Source organism: Variovorax sp. GW821-FHT09B01, from assembly GCF_059418345.1.
Window position 1 is genome coordinate 919,480 of record NZ_JBWKPQ010000001.1, and the last position, 24,629, is coordinate 944,108.

Below are 24,629 nucleotides of genomic sequence, written 5' to 3' on the forward strand. Positions count from 1 at the left end.
TGTCCACAAAAGTCAAAAGGCATAGGAAGGTTTGCAGCGACCCCAACCTATGATGAGAATCGTTTTCATTCATAACAAGCTCGCCCGAGCCCGGCCACGCTGGCCCACCCGCGTCGTGCCGTCCCGATTCCGACCTCGCCCCGACCCCGCACCGGCTCGCCGGTGCCTGCCTTTTTCTCGCCGATTCCTGACCGATGCCCTCGTCCGCCGCCCCCTCGTCCCGCACCGCTTCCTCCTTTCCGCCCTCCTCCCTCCGCCCGCTGGCGCGCCATTGCCTGGCCGCCTGCCTGGCCTTCGCCGCCGCAAGCGCCGCGGCCCAGACCGCCACCGCGCCCGCGCAGGGCCAGCTCGGCGAGGTCGTCGTCTCGGGCGAAGCCGAAGCCATCGGCGGCCTGCAGAAGACCTACGCCGGCGGCCAGTTCGCGCGCGGCGGCAGCCTCGGCATCCTGGGCATCACCGACCTGATGAACGTGCCGTTCAGTACCACCAACTACACGGCCGAGCTGATTCAGAACCAGCAGGCGCTGAGCGTGGCCGACGTGGTGATGAACGACGCCTCGGTGCGCCCGCTGACCTCGCGCGGCGGCTTCGGCGACGACTTCCAGATCCGCGGCTTCACCGTGCCCAACGCCGACATCGGGCTCAACGGCCTGTTCGGCCTCACGCCCACCACGCGCGTGCCGCTCGAGATGATCGAGCGCGTCGAGGTGCTCAAGGGCCCGGGCGCGCTGGCCAACGGCGTCGGCCCCAGCGGCAGCGTGGGCGGCAGCATCAACGTGGTGACCAAGCGCGCGGCCGATGCGCCGCTCACGCGCCTGACCACCACCTACATGAGCAAGGGCCAGCTCGGCACGCACCTCGACGTGGGCCGCCGCTTCGGCGACGAGAACCAGTGGGGCGTGCGCGTCAACGGCGTGTTCCGCAACGGCGAAGGCAACATCGACAACGGCAAGCAGAAGCTCGGCCTCGGTTCGCTGGGCCTCGACTACCTCGGCACGCGCCTGCGCTGGTCGCTCGACGCCTTCGCGAGCAAGGGCGAGACGCGCGAGTTCCGCCCGCAGACCAGCTTCGCGGCCGGCATCACGCGCATTCCCGAACCGCCGTCGGCGCGCCTGAACTTCTACCCGGGCACCGAGCTCGACGACAACGTCAAGACGGCCATCTCGCGCATCGAGTACGACATCAGCGACAGCACCATGGTCTACGGCAGCGTGGGCTACACCGACCTCGACTACCAGCAGGTGTTCCCGAGCGGCCGGCCCAATTCGCTGGGCAACTTCAACGTCTCGAACGCCTACTACGACTTCTACAGCAAGACCACCGCGGCCGACGCCGGCGTGCGCACGAAGTTCAAGACCGGCGGCGTGGGCCACACGGTGGCGCTCGGCGTGAACCTGCTCGATCAGGAGTCGGGCTTCTTCTACGCGACCTCGCGCGCCACGAACCCGTCGAGCCTGTACTTCCCCGCGCCGCTGCCGCTGGTGACCACGCCGCGCACGCCCGCGGTGAAGTCGGCCGAGCTCAAGCAGTCGAGCGTGGTGCTGGCCGACACCATGTCCTTCGCCGACGGCCGCTTCCTCGCGACGCTGGGCCTGCGCGACCAGACCATCGAGCAGGAGAGCTTCTCGCAGACCTCGGGCGCATCGACCAGCCGCTACAAGGCCAGCGCGACCTCGCCGCTGGTGGGCCTGGTGTTCAAGCCGATGCAGAACGTCTCGGTGTATGCCAACTACACGGCCGGCCTCACGCGCGGCGGCACGGCGGGCCCGGGCACGGCCAACGTCGGCGAGACCTTCGCACCGCAGAAGTCGAAGCAGTACGAAGCCGGCGTGAAGGTCGACTGGGGCCGCCTCACGACGCAGGCCGCCGTCTACCAGATCACGCGGCCCAATGCCCTCACCGACCCGGCCACGCTGGTCTACAGCTTCGGCGGCGAGCAGCGCAACCGCGGCCTCGAGCTCACCGCCTACGGCGAGCTCCAGCAGGGCCTGCGCGTGATGGCGAGCGCGGCCTTCAACGACGCCAAGCTCACGCGCACCGCCGGTGGCACCAACCAGGGCAAGGACGCGGCCGGCGTGCCCGACCGCACCTTCAACCTGGGCCTGGACTGGGACACGCCGTGGGTGGCGGGCCTGAGCCTGAACGGCCGCGTGATCCACACGTCTTCCGTGTATGGCGACGCCGCCAACATCCTGCGCGTGCCGGGCTGGACGCGACTCGACATCGGCGCGCGCTACGCCACGAAGATGGGCGGCAAGCCCGTGACCTTCCGCGCCAACCTCGAGAACGTGTTCGACAAGAACTACTGGGTGACCAGCACCTACGTCACCGTGGGTGCGCCGCGCACGCTGATGCTGTCGGCCACCGTCGATTTCTGAACCTGAACCAAGGAGCTTTACGCATGAACCGCATCAACGCCATCGCCACCGCCGCCTTCGCCCTGCTGGGCTTCGCCGGTGCCGCGCAGGCGCACCAGATCTGGATCGAGCAGCCGGCCGGCGAGAAGACCGCCGTCGTGCGCTTCGGCGAATTCGGCGAGAACCTGCGCGAGGTCTCGCCGGGCCTGCTCGACAAGTTCGGCAAGCCCACCGCCACCCTGGTGTCGGCCAAGGGCGAGCAGAGCGTCGACGCGCAGAAGACCGCCAGCGGCTTCGCGCTGCCCTTCGGCGCTGCTGCCGGCGAGAGCATCGTGGCCGAGGACGCGGGCTATCCGCTGTTCAACCGCAAGCAGGGCGACAAGCAGACCGTCGGCCGCTACCACCCGGCCGCGCGCCTGGTCACCGGCTTCGCGCCACTGCAGCCGAAGCTGGTGCTCGACCTCGTGCCCGCGGGCCATGCCGGCGAATTCAATCTGTTCTTCAAGGGCCAGCCCAAGGCCAAGACCAAGGTCGCGCTGGTCACGCAATCGGGCTGGACCAAGGAAGGCCACACCGACGAACAGGGCCTGGTGAAGTTCGACCTGCCATGGCAGGGCACCTACGTGGCCGAGGTCAGCGTCAGCGATGCCGTGGCCGGCGAGCGGCCCGGTGCCAACGGGCCCGAGAAGTTCGACAGCGTGAGCTATGTGACGACGCTGACCTACGTGAAGGCGGACGGCATCGCAGCGCTGCCGGCGGGGCCTGCGGCGGCGCCGAACAAGTGATCGATTGCCGCCCGCGTTCTACGCGGGCGGTTCGTCGGTCGCGCCCTCCATCTCCCGCACCCACCGCCACAAGGTCGACCGACTCACGCCAAGCTGCCGCGCGGTCTGCTGCCGGTTGCCGCCGTTCGCGACCAACAGTTCGCGCCATTGCGATTTCGCGGGCACACCGCTCACCTCGACCGGCGCGGCGTTCTCGTCCGCGAACAGCTCCGGACACTCGTGCCGCAGCTCCTCCCAGCGAATCTCCTCGACCCGCTCGAACTGCATGAGGAACACGGCGATGCGCTCGCCCACGTTCTCGAGCTCGCGCACATTGCCGGGCCAGCCGTAGGCCAGCAGGCGCGGCATCAAGGGCGCCAGCGCACGCCGCGCATCGAGCACGCCATGGCCCTGCCGCTGCAGGCAGCGCTCCACCAGCACCTGGGCCAGCAGCGCGACGTCCTCGCGCCGCTCGCGCAGCGGCGGCAGCACCAGGCGCAGGGTGTTGATGCGGTAGTAGAGGTCCTGGCGAAAGCGCCGCTCGGCGATCATCTGCTGCAGCGGCTGGTGCGTGGCGGCGATCACGCGCACGTCGACGGGGATCGGCGCGGTCGCGCCCAGCCGCGTGATCTCGCGCTCCTGCAGCACGCGCAGCAGGCGCGTCTGCAGGTGCAGCGGCATGTCGCCGATCTCGTCGAGGAACAGGGTGCCGGTGTGCGCGGTCTCGAACAGGCCACGCTTGCCGCCGCGGCGCGAGCCGGTGAAGGCGCCCTCCTCGTAGCCGAACAGCTCGCTCTCGAGCAGCGCCTCAGGAAAGGCCGCGCAGTTCACCGCCACGAAGGGGCGGCCCGCGCGCGTGCTCTCGTTGTGGATCGACTGCGCGAACAGCTCCTTGCCCACGCCGCTCTCGCCCGCGATCAGCACCGTGAGGTCGTTGCGCGCGAAGCGCTGCGCGGTCTGCACGGCGCGCGCGAAAGCCGGGCTGTGGCCCACCAGGCTCGCGAAGCGGTGCCGCGCCGCGCTCTGGCGGCGGCCGTGCTGCATGCGCAGGCTGGTGTCGGCCTCCTGGATCGCGCGTGCGTCGTAGAGCGTGAGCGCGGCGCCGACGATCTCGCCGTGCTCGCGGATCGGCGTGCGGTTGACCACCCAGTCGCGCTGCGCGAAGCGCTGCACGAGGGCACGCTCCTCCAGGCCCTGGTCGAGCGTGGCCCGCAGCGACAGCTCGGGCTGCATCACCTCGAGCGAGCGGCCCAGCAGGCGCGCGGGCGCATGGCCCAGCAGCAGCTGCATGGGCGGGTTGACCGCGATGATGCGGTTGTCGCGGTCGACCGCGAGCACCGCCTCCTGCAGGTTGTGCAGCACGCCATTGAGCTGCTCGTAGCGCCCGGCCTCGAGCCGCGCCACGCGCGCGAGCTCCATCGCATCCTCGAAGCCCTTGCGGACGCTTGCGAGCGAATAGGCCAGCAGGCCGTGCAGCCCCGCCTGCTGCGCCAGCTCGACCACCAGGCTCGAGCCCACGATCACGTCGAAGCCCTCGCGGCGCAATGACTCGAAGCGCTGGCGTGCGTCGTCGGGCGTGCGGTAGGCGTACTGGCTGACCTCGATGTTGAGCAGGTCCTTGACCTCGTCGAGCTCGGGAATGGTCTGGCCGTACATCACCACGCCCACGCGCTTGGCGATGCGCCGCGCCTTGATCAGCGCCTGCATCAGGTCGAAGCCGCCGAGCTGGATCGTCGCCACCGGCGCCTCGAGGCCGGCGCGCAGGATGCTCGCGTTCGAGCCCGCGCTCACGAAGGCATCGACCAGGCCGCGCTCGAGGCGGTCGCGCGCGATCGCGAGCGCGTCGCCGAAGGTGCCGTCGACCACCTCGATCTCGGCGCGGCCGACGTACTCGGCCACCACGGGCAGCGCGAATTCGCGGATCTGGCGGTAGCTCAGGAAGCACAGGCGCGGCAGGCCGCGGCGCGCGGGGGAGGCCGGGTCGGCGGGGAGCTGGCGTTCCATCATGCGTCGCATTGAAACACGCACCGCGTTTCATCGATGTCGCACAAGACACAGTAAAAACCCGAGCCTCTTGAAAAATCTCCTTTCACATCAAGGACTTGCCTGCAGACCCACGCGCTGGCACATGCCGTGCAACACGAAGGTCTTTCAGGAGACACACGACTTGGCACTCGAACACATCACGGTGCTCGACCTGACGCACATGCTGTCGGGCCCCTACGGCACCATGCTGCTGGCCGACCTCGGCGCGCGCACCATCAAGGTCGAGCCGCCCGTCAGCGGCGAAGGCACCCGGCGCCTGCTGGAGAACGATCCCGACTACGCGCGCGGCGGCATGGGCGCCTACTACCTCACGCTGAACCGCAACAAGGAGAGCGTCTGCGTGGACCTCAAGAGCCCCGAGGGCAAGGCCGTGTTCCTCGACCTGGTGCGCCGGGCCGACGTGGTGTTCGACAACTTCAGCGTCGGGGTCACGCAGCGCCTGGGCATCGACTTCGAATCGCTGTCGCAGGTCAACCCGCGCATCGTGACCTGCTCGGTCACGGGCTTCGGCCAGACCGGCCCCGAGACGCAGCGCCCGGCCTTCGACCAGGTCGTGCAGGCGATGGGTGGCGGCATGTCGATCACCGGCACGCCCGAGAGCGGCCCCACGCGCAGCGGCATCCCGATCGGCGACCTCGGCGGCGGCATGTTCGGCGCGATGGGCGTGCTGGCAGCGCTGGCCGAGCGCGAGCGCACCGGGCGCGGGCAGCACGTCGACATCTCGATGCTCGACGCGCAGATCTCGCTGCTCAACTACATGGCGACCATGCACCTGATGTCGGGCCACGTGCCCGCGGGCATCGGCAACGGCCACTTCGTGCACGTGCCCTACAACAGCTATCCCACGGCCGACGGCCACATCATCATCGCCTGCATCGGCGATCCCTTCTTCGAGCGCTTCGTCGAGTTCATCGACCTGCCGGCGTTGCGCGACCCGGCCTACCGGCAGCAGCCAGTGCGCTTCGCGGCCAAGGCCGAGATCGACGCGCTGATCGCCGGCGAGTTGCGCAAGCAGCCGACCGCCCATTGGCTCGAACGGCTGCGCGAGGCGCGCATTCCATGCGGACCGGTCAACGACTTCGCGCAGGCGCTGAGCGACACGCAGGTGCTCGCGCGCGACATGGTGGTCGAGGTGCCGCTGCACACCGGCGAGACCGTGCGCATGCCGGGCAACCCGATCAAGCTCTCGGCCGCCGCGCCCCAGGCCTACGGCAGCCCGCCCTCGCTCGGCGAGCACACGCGCCGCGTGCTCGGCGACTGGGTCGGCTATTCCGACGCGAAGCTGGACGCGCTGCGCCAGGCCGGCACTATCGCCTGAAGATGCCGATGGAAGCCATTCACATCACCGACGTCGCGCCGCGCGACGGCCTGCAGAACCAGCCGGTGCACCTGGGCGCCAACGACAAGCTGCGCCTGGTGCAACTGCTCGCGGCCGCCGGCGTGCGCAGCGTCGAGGCCACCAGCTTCGTGTCGCCCAGGGCCGTGCCGCAGATGGCAGATGCGGCCGAGCTGCTGCCGCTGGTGCACGCGGCGCTGCCCGAGCTGCGCTGCTCGGTGCTGGTGCCCAACCTCAAGGGACTGGAGCGCGCGCATGCGGCCGGTGCGGCCGAGATCGCGGTCGTGCTCTCGGCCACCGAGACCATGAACCAGCGCAACATCAACATGGGCTTGAACGAAGCCACCGAGGTCGGCGAACGCACGCTGGCCGCGGCGCACGCGCTGGGCCTGCGCACCCGCGCCTACGTGGCCGTGGCCTTCGACTGCCCGTTCGAGGGCGAGACGCCGCTGGCCGAGGTGCTGCGCCTCGCGCGGCGCATGCAGGCCGCGGGCGCCGGCGAGATCGTGATCGCCGACACCATCGGCTCGGCCTCGCCGGGCATGGTGAAGCAACGCATGCGCGTGCTCGCCGAAGCGATCGCGCCCGAACGGCTCGCGATCCACCTGCACGACACGCGCGGCATGGCGGTCGCCAATGCCTGGGCCGCGCTCGAGGCCGGCATCCGGCGCTTCGACGCCAGCGTGGGCGGCATCGGCGGCTGCCCGTTCGCGCCCGGTGCCGCCGGCAACCTCGCCACCGAAGACCTGGTGCTGATGGCCGAGCGCAGCGGTTTTTCCACCGGCATCTCGCTCGACGGCCTGCTCGAGGCGATCGACTTCGCGCAGGAACGGCTGCAGCGCCCGCTCGGCGGCCGCGCGATCGCCTGGCTGCGGCGCCAGCGCGAGAAGACGAATTCATCCAACAACACATCCCCGGAGACAGCCAACACATGACCAACCCATCGACCCCCTTCACCGCGCATCCCACCCGCCGCACGGCACTCGCCGCGCTGGCCGCCATGGCCTCGGCCGGCGCCTGGGCCCAGGCACCGGCGGCCAAGTTCCCGACCAAGCCCGTCACGCTGGTCGTGCCCTACTCGGCGGGCGGCGGCACCGACATCGTGGGCCGGCTGATGGCGCAGCGCCTGTCGGACCTGTGGGGCCAGTCGGTGGTGGTGGACAACCGCACCGGCGCCAACGGCGTGATCGGCTCGAACTTCGTCGCGCGCGCGCCGGCCGACGGCCACACGCTGCTGCTGGTGGTGGGTTCGCACGCGGTCAACCCGGTGCTGATGAAAAGCCTGCCCTACGACACCGACAAGGCCTTCACGCCGATCACCAATATCGCGAACTCGCCCTCGGTGCTGGTGGTGCAGGCCAATGGCCCTTACAAGACGCTGCGCGACGTGATCGAGGCGGCGCGCAAGGAGCCGCTGGGCGTGGGCTACTCCGAGGGCCAGACCCGGCTGACCGGCGAGATGATCCGCCAGGCCGGCAAGCTGCAATCGACCGGCGTGCCCTACAAGGGCGGCGCGCCGATCATGGTCGACATCATCGGCGGCCACCTGCCGATGGGCGTGACCAGCGTGCTGACTGCCCTGCCCCATGTGCGCTCGGGCGCGCTGCGCGTGGTCGGCGTGGCCGACACGCAGCGCATGGCGCTGTTCCCCGATGCGATGACCTTCAAGGAGGCCGGCCTCGACGGCGTGGAATCGCTGAGCTGGTATGGCCTGTTCGGCCCGGCCGGCCTGCCCGCGCCCATCGTCGCGCAGATCAACCAGGACCTGAAGAAGGTGGCGGCCGACCCGGCCGTGCTCAAGCAGATGGAGGACCAGGGCGCGCACATCACGCTCACGCCGCCGGCCGAGTTCCGCAGCTTCCTCGCGGCCGAGACGAAGAAGTGGACGCTGGTCGCGCAACGCGGCGGCATCCGGGCCGAGTGACGATGGCCAGCCCCCTCTTGCGCGAGAAGCTCGAGCGCCGCGAGTTCATCGTCATCCCCGGCCTGCAGGACATGATCGCCGCCACCATGGCGGCCAAGGTCGGCTTCGACATCGTCTACGGCTCGGGCTTCTGGCTCACGGCCTCGAGCCTCGGGCTGCCCGATGCGGGCATCGCCACCTACACCCAGATGCTCGACCGCATGGCGACGCTGGTGCGCAGCAGCGGCGGCGCGGCCGTCATCGCCGATGCCGACACCGGCTACGGCGGCCTGCTCAACGTGCACCACACGGTGCGCGGCTACGAGGCGGCCGGCGTCACGGCCATCCAGCTCGAGGACCAGGAGTTCCCGAAGAAGTGCGGCCACACGCCGTTCAAGCGCTGCGTGCCGGTGCAGGACATGGTCGACAAGATCCGCGTGGCCGCCGAGGCGCGCGAGGACAGGAAGAACTTCCTGATCATCGCGCGCACCGATGCGCGCGCCGAGCTCGGCGTCGACGAGGCGCTGCGCCGGCTCGAGGCCTATGCACGCGCGGGCGCCGACATCCTGTTCTTCGAGGCGCCGCAGTCCGAGGACGAGATGCGCCGCGCCTGCGAGGCCTTCGAGCTGCCGATGATGGCCAACATGTCCGATGGCGGGAAGACGCCGATGCTGGGCGCGCAGACGCTGCAAGAGATCGGCTTCTCGCTCGCCATCTATCCGTCGATGACCAGCCTCGTGGCCGCGGCCGCGATGGAGCGCGCGCTGCGCCACCTGAAGGCGAGCGGCGGCAGCGTGGCACCGGGCGACGATCTGTTCGACTTCAACGAGTTCTGCCGGCGCATCGGCTTCGAGGAGGTTTGGGACTTCGAGAAACGCTGGGCGCGATAGCGCGCTCACCCACACCAACAACAACGGAGACAAGAGATGAGACATGCATGGAAGCTCGCGCTGCTCGGCATCGCGGCCGCGGCTCTGGCGGGCTGCTCGACGGGCGCGCTGCAGGTGGCCGACGTCGGCAGCTACCACGTGGGCGGACGCGCCGTCACGCTCTCGGGCCTGCCCGAGAAGGAACTGGTGTTCACGCCCGGCGCCCCGCCGTTGAAGTTCGACCCCAACGGCGACTTCGAGGTCGAGGGGCTCTATGCACGCTATACGCGCCTGGCGAATCCCGCGGGCCGCTATCCGCTGCTGCTGTGGCATGGCGGCGGCCTCTCGGGCGTGACCTGGGAGACCAAGCCCGATGGCCAGCCGGGCTGGGAGAACCACTTCCTGCGCGCCGGCTGGGACGTGTACGTGAGCGACGCGGTGGAACGCGGCCGCGCCTCGTGGGCGCGCTATCCCGAGATCTTCAAGAGCGAGCCCTTCTTCCGGCCGAAGAAGGAAGGCTGGGAGCTGTTCCGCATCGGCGAGACCGGTTCGTACGACACCGATCCCGCGAAGCGCCGCGCGCTGCCGGGCACGCAGTTCCCGGTGGCCAGCTTCGACCAGTTCGCGAAGCAGTCGATACCGCGCTGGAGCACCAACGACGCGGCCACGCAGGCGGCCTACGATGCCTATGTGCGGAAGGCCTGCCCCTGCGTGATCGTGGTCCACAGCCAGGGCGGCAACTTCGCCTTCAATTCGGCGCTCAGGTACCCCGACAAGGTCAAGGCCATCGTCGCCGTCGAAACCTCGGGCTCACCGAATCCCGAGACCACCGACTTCGCGCGCCTCAAGGGCGTGCCCATGCTGTGGGTGTGGGGCGACAACCTCGAGCGCTATCCGTTCTGGGCGCGCATCACGGCGCAGCAGGAGAACTTCCGCCAGCGGCTGATCGCGGCCGGCGGCACCGGCGACCGCCTGCTGCTGCCCGAGCTCGGCTGGCGCGGCAATTCGCACATGCTGATGATGGACCGCAACTCCGATGCGATTGCCGAGCGCGTCGACCAGTGGCTCGCGAAGCAGGGCCTGAAGCGCTGAACGACAACGAAGAACGAACGAAGGAGACAAGCGATGAATGCATGGAAGAACACGCTGGCGCGCCTGCTCGCGGCCGCGCTGCCGCTCGCGCTGGCCATGGGCCCCGCGGCCGCGCAGCAGGACTACCCCAACAAGCCGATCCGCCTGATCGTGCCCTTCACGCCCGGCGGCGTGACCGACACCGGCGCGCGCGTGGTGGCCGACAAGCTCGGCGCGCGCCTGGGCCAGAGCGTGGTGGTCGACAACCGGCCCGGCGCCTCGGGCAACATCGGCACGCAGATGGTGGCCACCGCGGCGCCCGACGGCTACACGCTGCTGCTGGGCTTCGACGGCACGCTGGTCATCAATCCGCATGTCTATGCCAAGGTGCCGTTCGACACCCTCAAGGACTTCGTGCCGGTCAGCAAGATCGGCGACGCGGTGCTGATCATCGTCGTGCATCCTTCAGTGCCCGCGAAGACGCTGTCCGAGCTGGTGGCGTATTCGAAGACCAACCCGGGCGGCGTGTCCTACGGCAGCGCGGGCACCGGCAGCACGCCGCACCTGGCCGGCGAACTGCTCAAGGCCCGCACCGGCGCGAACTTCGTGCACGTGCCCTACAAGGGCGGCGGCCAGTCGATGACCGACCTCGTCGGCGGCTCGCTGCCGATGCTCTACACCGCGGTGGCCGGTGCCTATCCCTTCGTGCAGAAGGGCCAGATCCGGCCGATCGCCGTGTCGAGCGCGCAGCGGCTGGCCTCGCTGCCCGAGGTGCCCACGGTCGCCGAATCGGGCGTGCCGGGCTTCGAGTCGAGCTCGTGGATCGGCATCCTCGCGCCCGCGAAGACGCCGCAGCCCATCGTCGACCGGCTGCAGCGCGAGCTGCATGCGGTGGTGCAGTCGCCCGAGGTGCGCGAGCGGCTCGCGTCGCTGGGCATCTCGGCGCTGGGCAACACGCCCGCGGAGTTCGGCCAGCAGATCCGCGCCGACCTCGCGAAGTACGACCAGATCGTGAAGGCGGCCAAGGTCCGGGTCGATTGACGCCGGGCGCGGGGCACGGCACCGCACAATGCACGGGCACGCATCCTCGTGCGACCGCCGCCGCCCCATGAACCCGATCGAGATCCGCGCCCTGCCCGCGCATGCCCTGCTCGCCCGCTACGAGGGCACGGGCGCCTACACCGACTGCCACGCGCTCGCCGTCGATGGCCGCGTGCCGCTGGCCAGCTACATCGAGGCCTTCTACACCTCGCCGGTCTTCAAGCCCGAGCGCTGGCTGCTCGGCGTGGTGCTCGGGCGGCGCGCGAACGATGCCGATGCGGCCGCGCTGGCCGCGGGCCATGTCGAGACCTTCTCGGCCTGGCGCGTCGAGGCGCGCGCGGCCGACCAGATCGTGCTGGCGACCGGGCGCACGCGCAGCTGGCTCATGGTGGCGCCGCGCGCGGACGGTGCGGCACCGCAGACCACGCTGTTCTTCGGTTCGGCCGTCCTGCCGCGCGCGCAGGGCGGCCTTGGCTGGACGATCGATGCGCTGACGGGCTTCCACAAGCTCTACTCGCGCGTGCTGCTGCGCGCCGCGGCGAAGCGCGTCGCGGCTAGGTCAGATACCTGATCACGAGCAAGGTCACCTCGTCGGTGAAGGCCTTCACCTTGCGGTTCGCGAGCAGCTCGGGGTTGTGCAGCACGGCCTCGTGCGCGAGCGTCTCGACCGAAGAGACGCAGACGAAAGCCGCGAGATCGAGGTCGAGCGCGCGCAGCTCGCCGCGATGGGCCTCTAGGTAGGCCCGCACCAGTTCGCGCACCTCGCGGTCGAAGCCCTCCACCTCCGCCAGCCGGCCGATGCGCGGAATCTGTTCGACCAGCACGCGGTGCAGTTCGGGGTCGACACGGTGCGCGTCGATCATCAGCGCGACCAGTTCGCGCACGCCCTGCTGGAGCGGCATGCCCGCGACCCGCACCAGCGCGCGGCGCAGCACTTCCATCATGTCGTTCTTGTGCCGCTCGATGACCGCGGCCACCAGCGCCTCCTTGGTCGGGAAGTACTGGTAAAGCGAGCCGATGCTCGCGCCGGCCTCGGCCGCGATGCGGTTGGTGCTCGCGCGCTCGAAGCCCTCGCGCACCAGAACGCGAGCAGTGGCCTCGATCAGCGCATCGACGGTCGCGCGCGAACGCTCCTGCGAGGCCTTCTTTCTCGGGTGGACGACGGGTGCGCGGGCCATGGGGTTCCTCGAATGCGAGTAGACATTGTGAGCAATTGCTCGGATTATCGATCGCAACGCAGCGAAGCAAAACACCCAGAAATCAGGAGATGGCCATGAACAAGACACTGCGCCCGGCGCGCGACTTCACCCCCGCGGTGCCGGTGCTCGGCGCCTACGACCCCATCGTGTCGCTGTTCACGCGCGAGCGGCACTGGCGCTCGGCCCTGCTGGCGCAGCTCGCGCCGCGGCCCTCGGACGTGATCGCCGACGTGGGCTGCGGCACCGGCTCCTTCCTGGCCCTGCTCGGCCGCTCGGCGGCGACGCCGAGGCTGATCGGCATCGACCCCGACGAGCGCATCCTCGAGCGCGCCCGCGCCAAGCTCGCCGCCACCGGCGTGCGCTGCGAGTTGCACCGCGGCTACCTGCGCGACGCGGTCGCGCTGCTGTGGCCGCTGCAGCCGACCAAGATCGTGACCAGCCTGGTGCTGCACCAGGTGCCGCTGGCCGAAAAGCGCGCGGGCCTCGCCGCCATCCACGCGGCGCTGGTGCCGGGCGGCGAGCTGCACATCGCCGACTACGGCCTGCAGCGCACCCGGGCCATGCGAACGCTGTTCAAGCTGGTGCAGTGCGTCGACGGCTTCGCCGACACCCAGCCCAATGCCGACGGCATCGTGCCGCGGCTGATGCAGGAAGCGGGCTTCGCCGAGGTCGAGGAGACCGCCGTGATCCCGACGCCGACGGGGTCGATCTCGCTCTACCGCGGCGTGCGTTCCCGCGCGCCGAAGGACCGGGCATGACGACCTCCATCAAGCCCGTGGTGTTCGCGAGCGTGGCGCTGGCCACGCTGACCAGCGCGGTGATCCTGCCGATCCTCGCGCCGCTGGTGCGCTCGCTGCACCTGACGGTGCAGCAGGGCGGATGGATGTTGTCGATCAGCTCGCTGGCCATGGCCGCGATGGCGGCGCCCTGGGGCCTGGCGAGCGACCGCTGGGGGCGCCGCCGCGTGCTGCTGATCGGCTTCGCGGGCATGTTCGTGGCCTATGTGCTGTTCGCGGCGGTGGTGCGGCAGGGCTTGTCGGGCCTGTTCGCCGGCACCGGCCTGCTGGCACTGGTCACCGGCGCGCGCGCCCTGCTGGTCGCCTTCCTGCCCGCCGTGCCGTCCGCGGCGCAGGCGCTGATGGCCGATCACACCGAGGCGGGTGAACGCGCCGCGGGCATGGCGCTGATCGGCGCGGCCAACGGCGTCGGCCTCGTGGTCGGCCCGGCGCTCGGCGGGCTGCTCGCGCTGCGCGGCATCCTCTGGCCGCTGATGCTGTCGGGCGCGCTGTGCCTGCTGGCCTTCTTCGTCGTGTGGGCCACGGTGCCGCGCGGCACGCATGTGCGCGCGGCGGTCGCATCGCCGCCGGTCTCGCCCTGGAGGCCCGAGCTGCGGCGCTGGCTGGCGGCGAGCCTGATGTCGTGGACCGCGATCGTCACGATCCAGATCATCGCGGGCTTCTACTTCCAGGACCGGCTCGGCCTCGAGACCGCGCAGGTCGGTCCTCGGCTGGCCGCGGCCCTCACGGTGACGGGCCTAGCGCTGATCGCGAGCCAGCTGCTGCAGGCCCGCGTGCTGCGCTGGCCGGCACAACGCATGGTGATCGCCGGCAGCGCGGCCTGGATCGTGGGACTGCTGGTGCTGCTGGGCACCTTCTCGCTCGCGGCCTACGTGGCGGCCTTCGCGGTACTCGGGGCCGGCGCGGGTTTCATGATGGCCGGGTCGATGGCCGGCGCCTCGCTCGCGGTACCCACCGACCGGCAGGGCGCGGTCGCCGGACTGATCGCCGCGACCCAGGGCCTGGCGCTGATCGCGGCACCGGCCGCGAGCACCGCGCTCTACGCGCTCGACCGCATGCTGCCGTTCGCGGTGCTCGCGGCGCTGCTGTGCGCGCTCGCGGTGCTGTTCGCGCTGCCCACGCTGGCAACGGCGCGCGAGTGACGCGGCGGCCTCAGCCGCGCACCGTGGCCAGCCACTCGCGCGGCGACACGCCCAGCTTCTGCGCGAACACCCGCGACAGCGCCGATGCATTGGCATAGCCGAGCTCGTCGGCGATGGTCTTCACCGAGGCGCCGCCACGCAGTTGCGCCTGCGCGATGCTGAGCCGCCAGAGCGCGAGGTAGTCGGCGGGCGTGGTGCCCACCACCTCGCGGAAGCGCTGTGCGAAGGCGCTGCGCGACAGGCCCGCCTCGCGCGCCATCTGCTCGAGCGGCCAGGGCTCGCCGGGCCGCTCGTGCAGGCCGACCAGCACGCGCGCGAGCCGAGGATCGCCGAGCCCCGTCAGCAGGCCCGGCGGCAGTTCGCTGTGCTCCGGATGATCGAGCAGCCAGCGCAGCAGCTGGATCAGCACCACCTCGAACAGGCGGTCGGCCAGCAGCCGGTGACCGCACTGCACGCGCGTGGTCTCGGAGAACAGCAGCGCGAGCGACTGCTCGAGCCCCTCGACCTCGCGCAGCGGCAGGCGGATCAGCGGCGGCAGCGCGCGCGCCAGCGGATGGGTCTCGCCGCCATCGAAGTCCAGCGTCGCGCAGACGAAGTCCGAGCCTTCAACGGGCGCATTGTGGAAGTGGTGGGACAGCGGGCGCGGATAGAACAGCAGGCTTGGTTCCTTCACGACCAGCTTGCGCGGTGCGCCGCTGCGCGCGGCATGCGTGACCACCATCTCGCCACGGCGCAGCACATGCAGGAAGCCGCGCCCCGGCTCGGCCGCGAAGCTGGTGGTGCCGCACAGCGGGCCGTTGTGGAACAGGTGCGCGCGCACGCGGAAGCGCTCGAGCAGCGAGGACAGCCTGTCGATGGGAGGTGGTGCGGCCATTCGGACGAAAAGATATGTTTGATGGATAAAACGATCCGAATCATACGAGGACTGCCAGCAAACTTCCTTCACCGACACAACCCCTGAAGGAAAGCACCATGTCCCGCATCCCCCTCGTCTCCCCCGCCGAAGCCACCGGCGACACCCAGGTCCTGCTCTCGCAGATCCATGGCGCCTTCGGTGCTACGCCCAACATGTTCCGCGCCGTCGCCAACTCGCCGGCCGCGCTCCGGAGCCTGTGGGGATCGTTCGGCGCGCTCGGCGGCGGCGTGATTCCCGCGCAGCTCGGCGAGAAGATCGCGGTGGCGATCGCCGACCGCAATGCCTGCCACTACTGCCTGGCCGCGCACACGGCGCTGGGCCGCAAGGCCGGCGCCTCGTCGGCAGAGATGACGGCCGCGCAGCACGGCGAGTCCGCCGATCCGCGGACCGCCGCGGCGCTGCGCTTCGCGCTCGCGGTGGTCGAGCAGCGCGGCCAGATCGACGCCGCCGAGGTGCAGGCGCTGCGCGACGCGGGCTTCGACGACCGGCAGATCGTCGAGCTCCTCGCGCACGTGGCCTTGAACCTGTTCACGAACTATGTGAATGTCGCCTTCGACGTGCCCGTCGACTTCCCGGGCGTGAAGCTGCGCGCGGCCGCCTGAGCGCGAGCGCCGGGGCCTTGCCATTGCATTGGAGCCATCAACCATGTCGAGAATCCATCCCCCGGCGCCCGAACTGCAGGTCGAGCGCTGGCTCAACACCGAGGCCCCCGTCACGCTCGAATCGCTGCGCGGCAAGGTCGTGGTGCTGCATGCCTTCCAGATGCTGTGCCCGGCCTGCGCCACGCACGGCCTGCCGCAGGCGAAGAAGACCCGGCAGCTGTTCGCCGCGAAGGACGTCGCGGTGATCGGGCTGCACACGGTGTTCGAGCACCACGAGGTCATGACGCCCGCGGCGCTCGAGGCCTTCGTGCGCGAGTACCGCTACGTGTTCCCGATCGGCATCGACCGGCCCTCGCCCGACAGCAGCATTCCGCAGACCATGCGCGCCTACCAGTTCCAGGGCACGCCGAGCGTGGTGCTGATCGACAGGCAGGGGCGGCTGCGACTGAGCCACTTCGGCCTGCTCGACGACATGTCGCTGGGCGCGGCCATCGGCCAGCTCGCGGCCGAGGACGTCACCGCCCCGTTGATCGCCGATGCGGCTCGCGAAGAAGAAACGGCCGCGGGCGAAGGCTGCGGCGACACAGGCTGTCCGGTTGGCTGACGTCGCGCACTGGCGCGCGTCCGACAGCCGCGCCCGTGTGGCCTGTTAGCTTGGGACTCCCCGCATCGCGGTACACAGACAGAGAGAGACACCATGCCGACCGGAACCAACCAGGGACAGAACCACCAGAAGCCCGGCATCGTGATGTGGAGCGTGATCGCCGCGGTCGCCGTCGTGCTGGTCGTCTACGCACTGACGTGGGTGAGCAGCGAGCGGGACAAGCCCGCGCCCGCGACGCAGGGCGCGCCCGTCGCCACCGCGCCGGCCAAGGGCAAGTAGCGGACCGCGCTGGCGGCCAGGGGCGCCGAAGGCTCGCGCCCACCGACCACCTTCCGCCGCCCCTCGCGAGGCCACTGCACACTCTTGCATTACCCCCATTGGCCGATGGTCAGGCCCTCGCGGTGCCCCCACAATGACCGAGGCGCACGCCACGCCCGCGGCCTCGTCGGAGCAGAACATCCGAATCCAACACACCGACACGCGCCGCGGGATCCCACACCGCTCCACGTCAAGGAAAGCTTTCAGATGTACTTCGAGAACAAGACCGCATGGGTGACCGGCGCTTCCTCCGGCATCGGCGAGGCCCTCGCACTCGCGCTGCTCGAGCGCGGCGCGCGCGTGATCGCCTCCGGCCGCCGCCCCGAGCCGCTGGCCGCCCTCGCGGCGCGCGCCCCCGAGCGCGTGCTGGTACTGCCCTTCGAGGCCACCGACTACGACGCCCTGCCGGCCATCGTCGAACGCGCCGCCGGCTGGCAGGGCCAGATCGACGTGCTGATCAACAACGCCGGCATCGCCCAGCGCAGCCTCGCCATCGACACCGATCTCGCCGTCTATCGCCGGCTGATCGAGGTCGACTATCTCGCACCCGTCGCCCTCACCCAGCTCGTGCTGCCGCGCATGGCCGAGCGCCGCAGCGGCCACATCGCCGTGATCGGCTCGGTGGCCGGCAAGGTCGGCGCACCGCTGCGCACCGGCTACAGCGGTGCCAAGCATGCGGTGCAGGGCTACTTCGATGCCCTGCGCGCCGAGGTCGAGCAGGCCTACGGCATCCGCGTGAGCGTCGCGCTGCCGGGCTCGGTGCGTACCGCGGTGTCGATCAATGCGCTGGGCGCCGACGGCAACGCCCGCGGCCGTTCCGACGCGAACATCGACCAGGGCATGGAGCCCCAGGTCGCAGCCGGCCTGCTGCTCGACGGCATGGCTTCGGGCCAGCGCGAGATCGAGATCGCCGCGGGGCTGGAAGCGGCCGCGCTGCAACTGCGCCGGCACGATCCCAACCGCCTGTTCGACATGGCCGCGCAGGAAGGCGCACGGCTCGCGACGCAGCGCGAGCAGCAGGGGGCGGGGGCGAGCTTCGATCCGGCGGATGTGCGGGCGGCGGGGACTTATGGGCAAGAGGGGCTGAAGGCGGCTTGAGCGTTGCCGGAGCTCTGCAGGAGATCGGTGCCTTAACCAGGCAGAAGATGCGCAGGCACGAGGACCATGGAACCTCTCTCAACAATGTTGAGAGTCTCGATTCCACGGACGAGCCTGGAGGCACTACCGCATGCATCCCAGGCGATTGACGGACTCGTGGGCTCCTCACCTCCAGAAGCAAGGTCGAGGCATCATTCGTCCTCGATGACCTTTCACACGGAAAGCCTGCGCGCTCGCCACCATGAATCCTCTCGATGAGCCGGCAGTCCTTGCACTTCGCCGACACGCCGTAGCCACGGCACAGGCGCTGGCGTCGAAGCGGATGCCGCTCATCGATGGCGTCCGCGAGCTGGCCCGGCTTCGATTCGAACTCCTGGCCTGGGAGCAGCACCCGGACTTCGCGCGACTGGCCGCGATCGCCGGGCAGGCCGATCATCTGCCCTCGTCCTCGATGCGAGGCCTTTGCTCGGTGCAATGGCTCGCGGCCTGCGATGCCGAAGCGAGCGAGATCGAGTCCCGTCATGGCGCGGAGGTACAGGCGGCGTGCGATCGCATCGCCGCATGGCTCAACGGTCCCGGAACGCACCGGAAAGCTGGACCGCCCGATGCTGAATAGCCGGGACGATGCCTACGAGCTGCTCGCGAAGCTGGGCGCTTCCCGGCATCTGCTGACACATCTTCGGTTGGTGGGCGAAGCGGCCGACCTCCTGATTCGGGGATATGCGGAACTCGGTCTCGACTTCGATGCGCAATGGATCGAATTGGGTGTGGCCGTCCACGACGCCGGGAAGATCGAGCATCCCGAGGAACTTGCGGGGCCAGGGTCACTGCATGAGCCCGCAGGCAAGGCGTTGATGCTGCATAACGGCGTTCAGCCGAGGATCGCGGACTGCTGCATTTCGCATGCGGCATGGAGAACGCAGGGGCTGTCTCTCGAAGAACGCTCGGTGGCGCTCGCCGACAAGCTCTGGAAAGGAAAACGCGAGGAAGACCTGGAACTGCTGGTCATCGATCAGGTGGCTTCAGGTCTTGGCGTCGACCGCTGGGAGGTCTTCGAAACGCTGGATTCGCTGTTCGAGAAAATCGCGGCCGACGGAACCCAGCGGCTCATGCGAAGCCAAGCGGCCTGATTCGAACGCAAAGGCGCACGCCTCTCTTGCACGCCGGCATCCGTTCGGCCTCAAGTCTGCGAAGCGTAGAGATTCGGGAAATACCGCTCCATCAACGACTGTGGCCTCAGCGGCGCCGTGAACCCGAACTGCTCGTACAGCCCATGCGCATCGCTCGTCGCCAGCGTGAAGCGACGCAGCCCCTGCAGCGCGGGAAAGTCCATCACCGCCTGCATGAGTGCCTTGCTGTATCCACGCCCCCGATACTCGGGCAGCACGAACACGTCGACCAGGTTCGCGAAGGTCGCGTGGTCGGAGATCACGCGGGCGAAGGCCACCTGGTCGGCACCGATGAAGCCGCTGAAGCACAGAGAGTGCTCGATCGAGCGCTGCATGGTGGCCAGCGGAATGCCTCGGCCCCAGGTCGAACTCTCGCTGAGGAAGCGGTGAACCAGGGCGACGTCGATCGCCGCTTTGTCGGTGGTGATGCGCAGTTCGGTCATGGTCGATCGAGGATAGCGCAGGCCTGCTGATCGAACGCTCTTCAGCCCCCCGCCAGCACCACCACCCCATCCGCCGCCTTCACCCCCTGCCCCTTCGCGAGCACGAACAGCGGATTGATCTCGGCCGTCTCGAGCCGCGCGCCCAGTTGCCCCGCCATGCGCGAGAACGCGACGATCGCGTCGACCAGTGCGTCGACGTCGGCCGGCGCCCGGCCACGGTAGCCGTCGAGCAGCGGCCAGGTCTTCAGTTCGCGCAGCATCGCGGCCGCCTCCTCGCGCGCCAGCGCGCCGCCCGGTGGCACCATGCGCAGCACGGTGTCGCCGACGAGCTCGGCGGTCACGCCGCCCATGCCGATCAGCAGCGCGGTGCCGAGCGCATCGCGGTGCAGGCCGAGGATCATCTCGGTGCCGCCCGTGACCATCTCCTGCACCAGGTAGCCCTCGGGCGCCTGGCCGGTGGCGGCCGCCACGTCGTCGTGCATGCGCGTCACGCGCGCGGCCACCTGCGATGCGGGCACGGCCACGGCCACGCCGCCGACCTCGGTCTTGTGGGTGATGCGGCGCGAGAGGATCTTGAGCACCACCTTCTCGCCCAGGGCGGGCGCGGCCTCGGCCGCCTGCCGCGCATCGCGCACCGCGACCTCGCGCACGCCCGGCACGCCGAAGCGCGCGAACAGCGACTTGGCCTCGGCCTCGTCGAACGAGCCTTGCGCGGGCAGGCCCGCGAGGTCGACGATGGCGCCGATCGACGCGGAATCCAGCGGCGCGGCGGCGCCTTGCATCAGCATGCCCTGCAGTGCCACGGTGCAGCTCTCGGGCGCGCTGAAGGCCGGCACGCCGCGCCCGTTGAGCAAGGCGGCCACGGCCGGCGCATGCGGGCTCACGTAGGCCAGTACCGGCTTGCTCGTGCCCGGCAGGCAGTCGCGGATCGCATCGGCGACGAGGTCGGGCATGGCCAGCGCCGAGGAGCCGACGATGACCACCACCGCGTCGTAGCCCGGGCTGTCGAGCAGCGCGCCGAGCGCGCGGCGCAGCAGTTGCGGCTGCAGGCCGGCCAGGGTCACGTCGATGGGATTGCGGTCGAGCACCGAGGGCCCGTCGGCCTGCAGCGTGCGCAGGACCTCGGCGGTGGCCGCGTCGGGCGGCGGCGCCTCGAAGCCGGCCACGCCGAGGCTGTCGGCCACCAGCGTGCCGGCGCCGCCGGTCGAGGTGAGGATGGCCACGCGGCGCCCGCCGAGGCGGCGGCCCGTGGCCAGCGCGGCCGGCAGGTCGAGCAGGTCGGAGAAGTCGCGCGCGCGGATCGCGCCCACCTCGAGGAACAGCGCGTCGTACATGCGGTCGGCACCGGCCAGCGCGCCGGTGTGCGAGGCCGCAGCCTGCGCGCCCGATTCGGAGCGGCCGATCTTGAACACCACCAGCGGCTTACCCGCGCGCCGCGCCTTGGCGGCGGCGGCGCGGAACTTCGCGACATCGCGCACGCCCTCCATGTAGAGCGCGATCACGCGCGTGGCCTCGTCGTCGGCCAGGTGGTCGACGAAATCCGCGAGGTCGAGGTCGGCCTCGTTGCTGGTCGAGACCAGTTTCGAGAAGCCGATGCCGCGCGCCGCGCCGCGCGAGAGCAGCGAGCCCAGGATGCCGCCGCTCTGCGACACCACCGCGATGCCGCCGACCACGAGGTCGTCGGCCTCGAGCGCGCCGCTGGCCGACAGCGTGATGCCGTCCGTGAGGTTCACCAGCCCGATGGTGTTGGGCCCGAGCAGGCGCATGCCGCCGGCCGCCTCGAGCAGCTCGCGCTGGCGCTGCTGCCCCTGTACGCCGGTCTCGGCATAGCCGCTCGCGAGCACGATCGCCGCGGCGCAGCCGCGCGCCGCGAGTTCGCGCACCGCGGCCTGCGCACGCTCGGCACCCAGCAGCACGATCGCGACATCGGGCGCCTCGGGCAGCGCGCCGATGTCGGGGTAGCAGCGCAGGCCCGCGATGGTCTCGGCCTTCGGGTTCACCGGATAGATCGCGCCCGTGAAGCCATGCTTCTGCAGATAGGCGACGGGCCGGCCCGAGGTCTTCGCGAGATCGGCCGAAGCGCCGATCACCGCCACGCTGCGCGGACGGATCAGGCGGGAGATCGGGGAGATGGCATCGCTCATCGCGCGCCCTCCTTGGCCGCCGACTTCGCGAGGAAGGCCTCGACCGAAGCGCGGTGCTCGTTCGAGGTGTAGCAGATCGCCTGCGCCTGGCTGCCGAGGCCGAAGACCTGTTCGGCCTGCAGCTCGAAGCTCTGGTTCAGGATGCCCTTGGCCAGCGCGACCGCGGTGCGCGAGCCCGCGCCGAGTTCGCGCGCCCAGCCCGTCGCGTCGGCCAGCAGCGCCTCGGGCGTGCTCAGGCGGTCGGCGATGCCGAGCTCGATCGCCTCGTTGGCGCGCACAGTGCGGCCCGTGAAGATCAGCGCCTTGGCGCGCGCCAGGCCCACGCGGCGCGGCAGAAAGTACATGCCGCCGCCGTCGGGAATCAGACCGCGCAGCACGTAGTTCCAGGCGAAGCTGGCATGCGGCTCGGAGGCGATCACGAAGTCGCAGGCCATTGCGAGGTCGGTGCCCAGGCCGGTGGAGGCGCCGTTCACCGCGGCGATGGTGGGCTTGGGCAGGTCGTGCAGCGCGCTCAGTGCGTGATGGGTGCGCTGCTGCCGCGCCCAGCCGTTGTAGGCGATCTCGCCGGCCGGTGCCTGCATGCGCTGCTGCATTGCGCGGATGTCGCCGCCCGCGCAGAAGGCCTTGCCCGCGCCGGTGAGCACCAGCGCGCGCACGCTGTCGTCGCGGTTTACGCGCTCGAGCGCGGCCATGAGTTCGCCGCGCATGGCGTCGTCGACGGCGTTGCGCACCTCGGGGCGGTCGAGCGTGAGGATGGCGACGCCGTCCTCGGTGCGAAGCTGGATGGAAGAGGTGGGAGTGGTCATGTCGGCAAGGGGATGAAAAATGGAAGAGGGCTCGCTCAGTCGAGCTGGATGTGCGCCTCGCGCACCAGCTGGCCCCAGCGGGCCTGCTCGGCGGCGACGTAGCGCGTCAGTTCCTCGGGCGGCGACGCGATCACCACGATGCCCTCGTCGGCGATGCGCTTGCTGAAGGTCTCGCTGTGCGCCGCCTTGCGGATCGCGGCGTTGAGCCGCGCCACCACCTCGGTGGGCGTGCCGGCCGGCGCATAGAGCCCGTACCAGCTCTCGGCCACGTAGCCGGGCACGCCGCTCTCGGCCACCGTGGGCACCGAGGGCATGGCCGGCGAGCGCTGCGGCGAGGTCACGGCCAGCGCGCGCAGCTTGCCGCTCGCGATGTAGGGCGCCACACTCGCGGCGGTGGTGAACATCAGGTCGATCTGGCCGCCGAGCAGGTCGGTCAGCGCCGGCGCCGAGCCGCGGTACGGCACGTGCGTGAGGTCGACCTGCGCGAGCCGCTTGAAGAGCTCGCCCGCGAGGTGCGCCGAGGTGCCGTTGCCGAACGAACCGTAGCTGAGCTTGCCCGGATGCGCCTTCGCGAACGCGAGCAGGTCGGCCACCGAGCGGAAGTCGCGGTCGCTGCGCACCACCAGCACGTTGGGCGAGCGGCCGACCAGGCTCAGCGGCGCGAAGGCCTTGGCCTGGTCGTAGGGTAGTTTGGGCTGCAGGCTGGGGTTGACCGCGTGCGCGAAGGTCGCCATCAGCAGCGTGTAGCCGTCGGGCGCGCTCTTGGCGACGTAGTCGCTGCCGATGATGGTGCCGGCGCCGGGCTTGTTCTCGACGATCACCGACTGCTTCAGTTCGGCGCCGATGCCCGCGCCGAGCACGCGCGCGATCACGTCGGTGCCGCCACCGGCCGCGAACGGCACGACGAGGCGGATCGGTTGCTTCGTGGGGAAGGCCTGCGCGGCCGCGCCGCCCATCGCCAAGGCGAGGGCCAGGCCGGTTGCCAGGCTCATGAGCACGCGTCGCGCGTGCCCGTCGATTCGAAATTGCATGCTGTCTCCTTGTCGGCGCGGGCGGAAAAAGCTCCCCGCGCCATAGGGGAAAAGCATAGGCACGAGGGCCTGCGCATACACTCCCACAATTCCAAGCAATGGAATCGAAACCTAGGCCGGGATGGAGACCACATGGAGCCCGCATGAGCCGAATGACCCCCTCGCTCGAGCAGAAGCCCGGCATCTCGCCGGCCAACCGTTCGCTGGAACGCGGCGTGGAAATCCTGCGCGCCTTCAGGCCAGGCTCCGAGCTGCTGGGCAATGCCGAGCTCGCCGACCGCACCGGCCTGTCGCGCTCGACCGTGAGCCGCCTCACGCAGACGCTGGTGGGCGCGGGCATGCTGCAGGTCGATGCGGGCCAGCGCGCCTACCGGCTCGCGCCCGCGGTGCTGAGCCTCGCGCATGCGATGCGCTCGGGCTCCAGCGTGCTGTCGCTGGCCGCGCCGAAGATGCGCGCGCTGGCCGAGTCGCGCCGCATCAACGTCGGCCTGGCCGCGCCCGACCGCGACGAGATGGTCTATCTCGAGTCGATCCGCTACAACCGCCGCGTGTCGCTGCGCAACGTGGTCTCGGGCCAGCGCGTGCCGATGGAGCTCACCTCGCTCGGGCGCGCCTGGCTGGCCACGGCCGGCGAGGCGCGGCGCAAGGCGCTCTATGCGCTGTTCAAGCAGCGCCGACGCGAGCAGTGGCCGGCGCTGCGCGAGGAGATCGAGGCCGCCATCGCCAACGTGAACGCGCGCGGCTTCTGCGCCGCCGCCTGGCAACCCGAGGTGGTGGCGCTCGCCGCGCCGATCCGCCTGCCCGCCGCGCAGCCCGGCGAAGCGCCGGGCGCCTCGGGCCATGTGCTCAACCTCAGCGTCTCCAGCAGCGAATCGCTCGCGAGCGTGGTGCGCGAACTCTCGCCGGCGCTGCTCGCGCTGGTGGCCGACGTGGAACGCGCGCTCGCGCGCGGCTTTGCATGACCCCCGAAGGA

At 70.4% G+C, this 24,629-nt stretch carries 25 protein-coding genes; 18 read left to right on the forward strand and 7 right to left on the reverse strand.

What is annotated here, in order from left to right; translation table 11 throughout:
* The first annotated feature begins 194 nt into the window (after window positions 1–194).
* Together AC07RV_RS03955 and AC07RV_RS03960 are read left to right on the forward strand one after the other, a co-directional pair.
* Entirely contained in the window at window positions 195–2,378 is a 2,184-nt protein-coding gene (locus tag AC07RV_RS03955) for a TonB-dependent receptor (RefSeq protein ID WP_296784774.1), read from the forward strand.
* Window positions 2,379–2,401: 23 nt separating this feature from the next.
* Window positions 2,402–3,142: a cobalt ABC transporter substrate-binding protein gene (locus AC07RV_RS03960; RefSeq protein ID WP_296784776.1), complete on the forward strand. Its 741-nt coding sequence runs from the start codon at window positions 2,402–2,404 to the stop codon at window positions 3,140–3,142.
* An 18-nt stretch (window positions 3,143–3,160) separates the two neighbouring features.
* Here AC07RV_RS03960 and prpR read toward each other — a convergent pair whose 3' ends face one another.
* A complete protein-coding gene (prpR, locus tag AC07RV_RS03965) occupies window positions 3,161–5,125 on the reverse strand; it encodes a propionate catabolism operon regulatory protein PrpR (protein WP_444852435.1) in 1,965 nt (654 codons plus the stop codon).
* Window positions 5,126–5,288: 163 nt separating this feature from the next.
* On the opposite strand from prpR, the gene AC07RV_RS03970 reads away from it, so the two are divergent.
* From AC07RV_RS03970 to AC07RV_RS04000, 7 genes are all read left to right on the forward strand, one after another.
* The gene (locus AC07RV_RS03970; protein ID WP_296784782.1) at window positions 5,289–6,485 is read left to right on the forward strand and encodes a CaiB/BaiF CoA transferase family protein; all 1,197 of its coding nucleotides are present in this window, start codon (window positions 5,289–5,291) and stop codon (window positions 6,483–6,485) included.
* Between the two features lie 8 nt (window positions 6,486–6,493).
* Window positions 6,494–7,438, forward strand: coding sequence for a hydroxymethylglutaryl-CoA lyase (locus tag AC07RV_RS03975; protein WP_296784785.1), 945 nt, complete (start codon window positions 6,494–6,496; stop codon window positions 7,436–7,438).
* Window positions 7,435–8,427, forward strand: a complete 993-nt coding sequence (locus AC07RV_RS03980; protein ID WP_296784788.1) for a tripartite tricarboxylate transporter substrate binding protein — start codon at window positions 7,435–7,437, stop codon at window positions 8,425–8,427. Before AC07RV_RS03975 ends, AC07RV_RS03980 begins: the two co-directional genes overlap by 4 nt.
* 2 nt (window positions 8,428–8,429) lie before the next feature.
* Window positions 8,430–9,296, forward strand: a complete 867-nt coding sequence (locus tag AC07RV_RS03985; protein ID WP_296784791.1) for an isocitrate lyase/PEP mutase family protein — start codon at window positions 8,430–8,432, stop codon at window positions 9,294–9,296.
* A gap of 36 nt (window positions 9,297–9,332) precedes the next feature.
* Window positions 9,333–10,367 (forward strand): alpha/beta hydrolase, encoded by a 1,035-nt coding sequence (locus AC07RV_RS03990; protein ID WP_296784794.1) that lies wholly within the window; start codon window positions 9,333–9,335, stop codon window positions 10,365–10,367.
* 33 nt (window positions 10,368–10,400) lie between these two features.
* A complete protein-coding gene (locus AC07RV_RS03995) occupies window positions 10,401–11,387 on the forward strand; it encodes a Bug family tripartite tricarboxylate transporter substrate binding protein (RefSeq protein ID WP_444852436.1) in 987 nt (328 codons plus the stop codon).
* 67 nt (window positions 11,388–11,454) lie between these two features.
* On the forward strand, window positions 11,455–11,958 hold the full coding sequence (locus AC07RV_RS04000; RefSeq protein WP_296784796.1) for a hypothetical protein: 504 nt from the start codon (window positions 11,455–11,457) through the stop codon (window positions 11,956–11,958).
* On the opposite strand, the gene AC07RV_RS04005 is transcribed toward AC07RV_RS04000, so the two are convergent.
* Window positions 11,942–12,565 (reverse strand): TetR/AcrR family transcriptional regulator, encoded by a 624-nt coding sequence (locus AC07RV_RS04005; RefSeq protein ID WP_296784799.1) that lies wholly within the window; start codon window positions 12,563–12,565, stop codon window positions 11,942–11,944. The two genes, AC07RV_RS04000 and AC07RV_RS04005, sit on opposite strands and share 17 nt — an antisense overlap.
* 95 nt (window positions 12,566–12,660) lie before the next feature.
* Here AC07RV_RS04005 and AC07RV_RS04010 point away from each other — a divergent pair, with 95 nt between their 5' ends.
* Together AC07RV_RS04010 and AC07RV_RS04015 are read left to right on the forward strand one after the other, a co-directional pair.
* Window positions 12,661–13,344, forward strand: a complete 684-nt coding sequence (locus AC07RV_RS04010; protein ID WP_296784802.1) for a class I SAM-dependent methyltransferase — start codon at window positions 12,661–12,663, stop codon at window positions 13,342–13,344.
* The gene (locus tag AC07RV_RS04015; protein ID WP_296784805.1) at window positions 13,341–14,525 is read left to right on the forward strand and encodes an MFS transporter; all 1,185 of its coding nucleotides are present in this window, start codon (window positions 13,341–13,343) and stop codon (window positions 14,523–14,525) included. Before AC07RV_RS04010 ends, AC07RV_RS04015 begins: the two co-directional genes overlap by 4 nt.
* Before the next feature lie 10 nt (window positions 14,526–14,535).
* On the opposite strand, the gene AC07RV_RS04020 is transcribed toward AC07RV_RS04015, so the two are convergent.
* Window positions 14,536–15,399 (reverse strand): AraC family transcriptional regulator, encoded by an 864-nt coding sequence (locus AC07RV_RS04020; RefSeq protein WP_296784808.1) that lies wholly within the window; start codon window positions 15,397–15,399, stop codon window positions 14,536–14,538.
* A 98-nt stretch (window positions 15,400–15,497) separates the two neighbouring features.
* Here AC07RV_RS04020 and AC07RV_RS04025 point away from each other — a divergent pair, with 98 nt between their 5' ends.
* The 6 genes from AC07RV_RS04025 to AC07RV_RS04050 all read left to right on the forward strand — a co-directional run bounded on the left by AC07RV_RS04025 (window position 15,498) and on the right by AC07RV_RS04050 (window position 19,193).
* Window positions 15,498–16,043, forward strand: a complete 546-nt coding sequence (locus tag AC07RV_RS04025; RefSeq protein WP_296784812.1) for a carboxymuconolactone decarboxylase family protein — start codon at window positions 15,498–15,500, stop codon at window positions 16,041–16,043.
* A gap of 43 nt (window positions 16,044–16,086) precedes the next feature.
* Entirely contained in the window at window positions 16,087–16,647 is a 561-nt protein-coding gene (locus AC07RV_RS04030) for a peroxiredoxin family protein (protein ID WP_296784816.1), read from the forward strand.
* Window positions 16,648–16,740: 93 nt separating this feature from the next.
* Entirely contained in the window at window positions 16,741–16,926 is a 186-nt protein-coding gene (locus AC07RV_RS04035; protein WP_296784818.1) for a hypothetical protein, read from the forward strand.
* A 246-nt stretch (window positions 16,927–17,172) separates the two neighbouring features.
* A complete protein-coding gene (locus AC07RV_RS04040; RefSeq protein WP_093352337.1) occupies window positions 17,173–18,063 on the forward strand; it encodes an SDR family NAD(P)-dependent oxidoreductase in 891 nt (296 codons plus the stop codon).
* Between the two features lie 241 nt (window positions 18,064–18,304).
* A complete protein-coding gene (locus AC07RV_RS04045; protein WP_296784824.1) occupies window positions 18,305–18,679 on the forward strand; it encodes a hypothetical protein in 375 nt (124 codons plus the stop codon).
* Window positions 18,669–19,193: a hypothetical protein gene (locus AC07RV_RS04050; protein WP_296784827.1), complete on the forward strand. Its 525-nt coding sequence runs from the start codon at window positions 18,669–18,671 to the stop codon at window positions 19,191–19,193. The genes AC07RV_RS04045 and AC07RV_RS04050 overlap by 11 nt, the downstream gene beginning before the upstream one ends.
* Window positions 19,194–19,243: 50 nt before the next feature.
* Here AC07RV_RS04050 and AC07RV_RS04055 read toward each other — a convergent pair whose 3' ends face one another.
* The 4 genes from AC07RV_RS04055 to AC07RV_RS04070 are packed head-to-tail and all read right to left on the reverse strand — an operon-like array spanning window position 19,244 to window position 23,656.
* Window positions 19,244–19,675 carry a GNAT family N-acetyltransferase gene (locus tag AC07RV_RS04055; RefSeq protein WP_296784830.1) on the reverse strand — a complete coding sequence of 144 codons (432 nt, stop codon included), beginning with the start codon at window positions 19,673–19,675 and terminating at the stop codon, window positions 19,244–19,246.
* 41 nt (window positions 19,676–19,716) lie between these two features.
* Window positions 19,717–21,819 (reverse strand): acetate--CoA ligase family protein, encoded by a 2,103-nt coding sequence (locus AC07RV_RS04060; RefSeq protein WP_296784833.1) that lies wholly within the window; start codon window positions 21,817–21,819, stop codon window positions 19,717–19,719.
* Window positions 21,816–22,625, reverse strand: coding sequence for an enoyl-CoA hydratase/isomerase family protein (locus AC07RV_RS04065; protein ID WP_296784836.1), 810 nt, complete (start codon window positions 22,623–22,625; stop codon window positions 21,816–21,818). Before AC07RV_RS04065 ends, AC07RV_RS04060 begins: the two co-directional genes overlap by 4 nt.
* Before the next feature lie 35 nt (window positions 22,626–22,660).
* The gene (locus AC07RV_RS04070) at window positions 22,661–23,656 is read right to left on the reverse strand and encodes a tripartite tricarboxylate transporter substrate binding protein (RefSeq protein WP_444852437.1); all 996 of its coding nucleotides are present in this window, start codon (window positions 23,654–23,656) and stop codon (window positions 22,661–22,663) included.
* A gap of 143 nt (window positions 23,657–23,799) precedes the next feature.
* On the opposite strand from AC07RV_RS04070, the gene AC07RV_RS04075 reads away from it, so the two are divergent.
* The gene (locus AC07RV_RS04075; protein WP_296784839.1) at window positions 23,800–24,618 is read left to right on the forward strand and encodes an IclR family transcriptional regulator; all 819 of its coding nucleotides are present in this window, start codon (window positions 23,800–23,802) and stop codon (window positions 24,616–24,618) included.
* The last annotated feature ends 11 nt before the right edge of the window (window positions 24,619–24,629 follow it).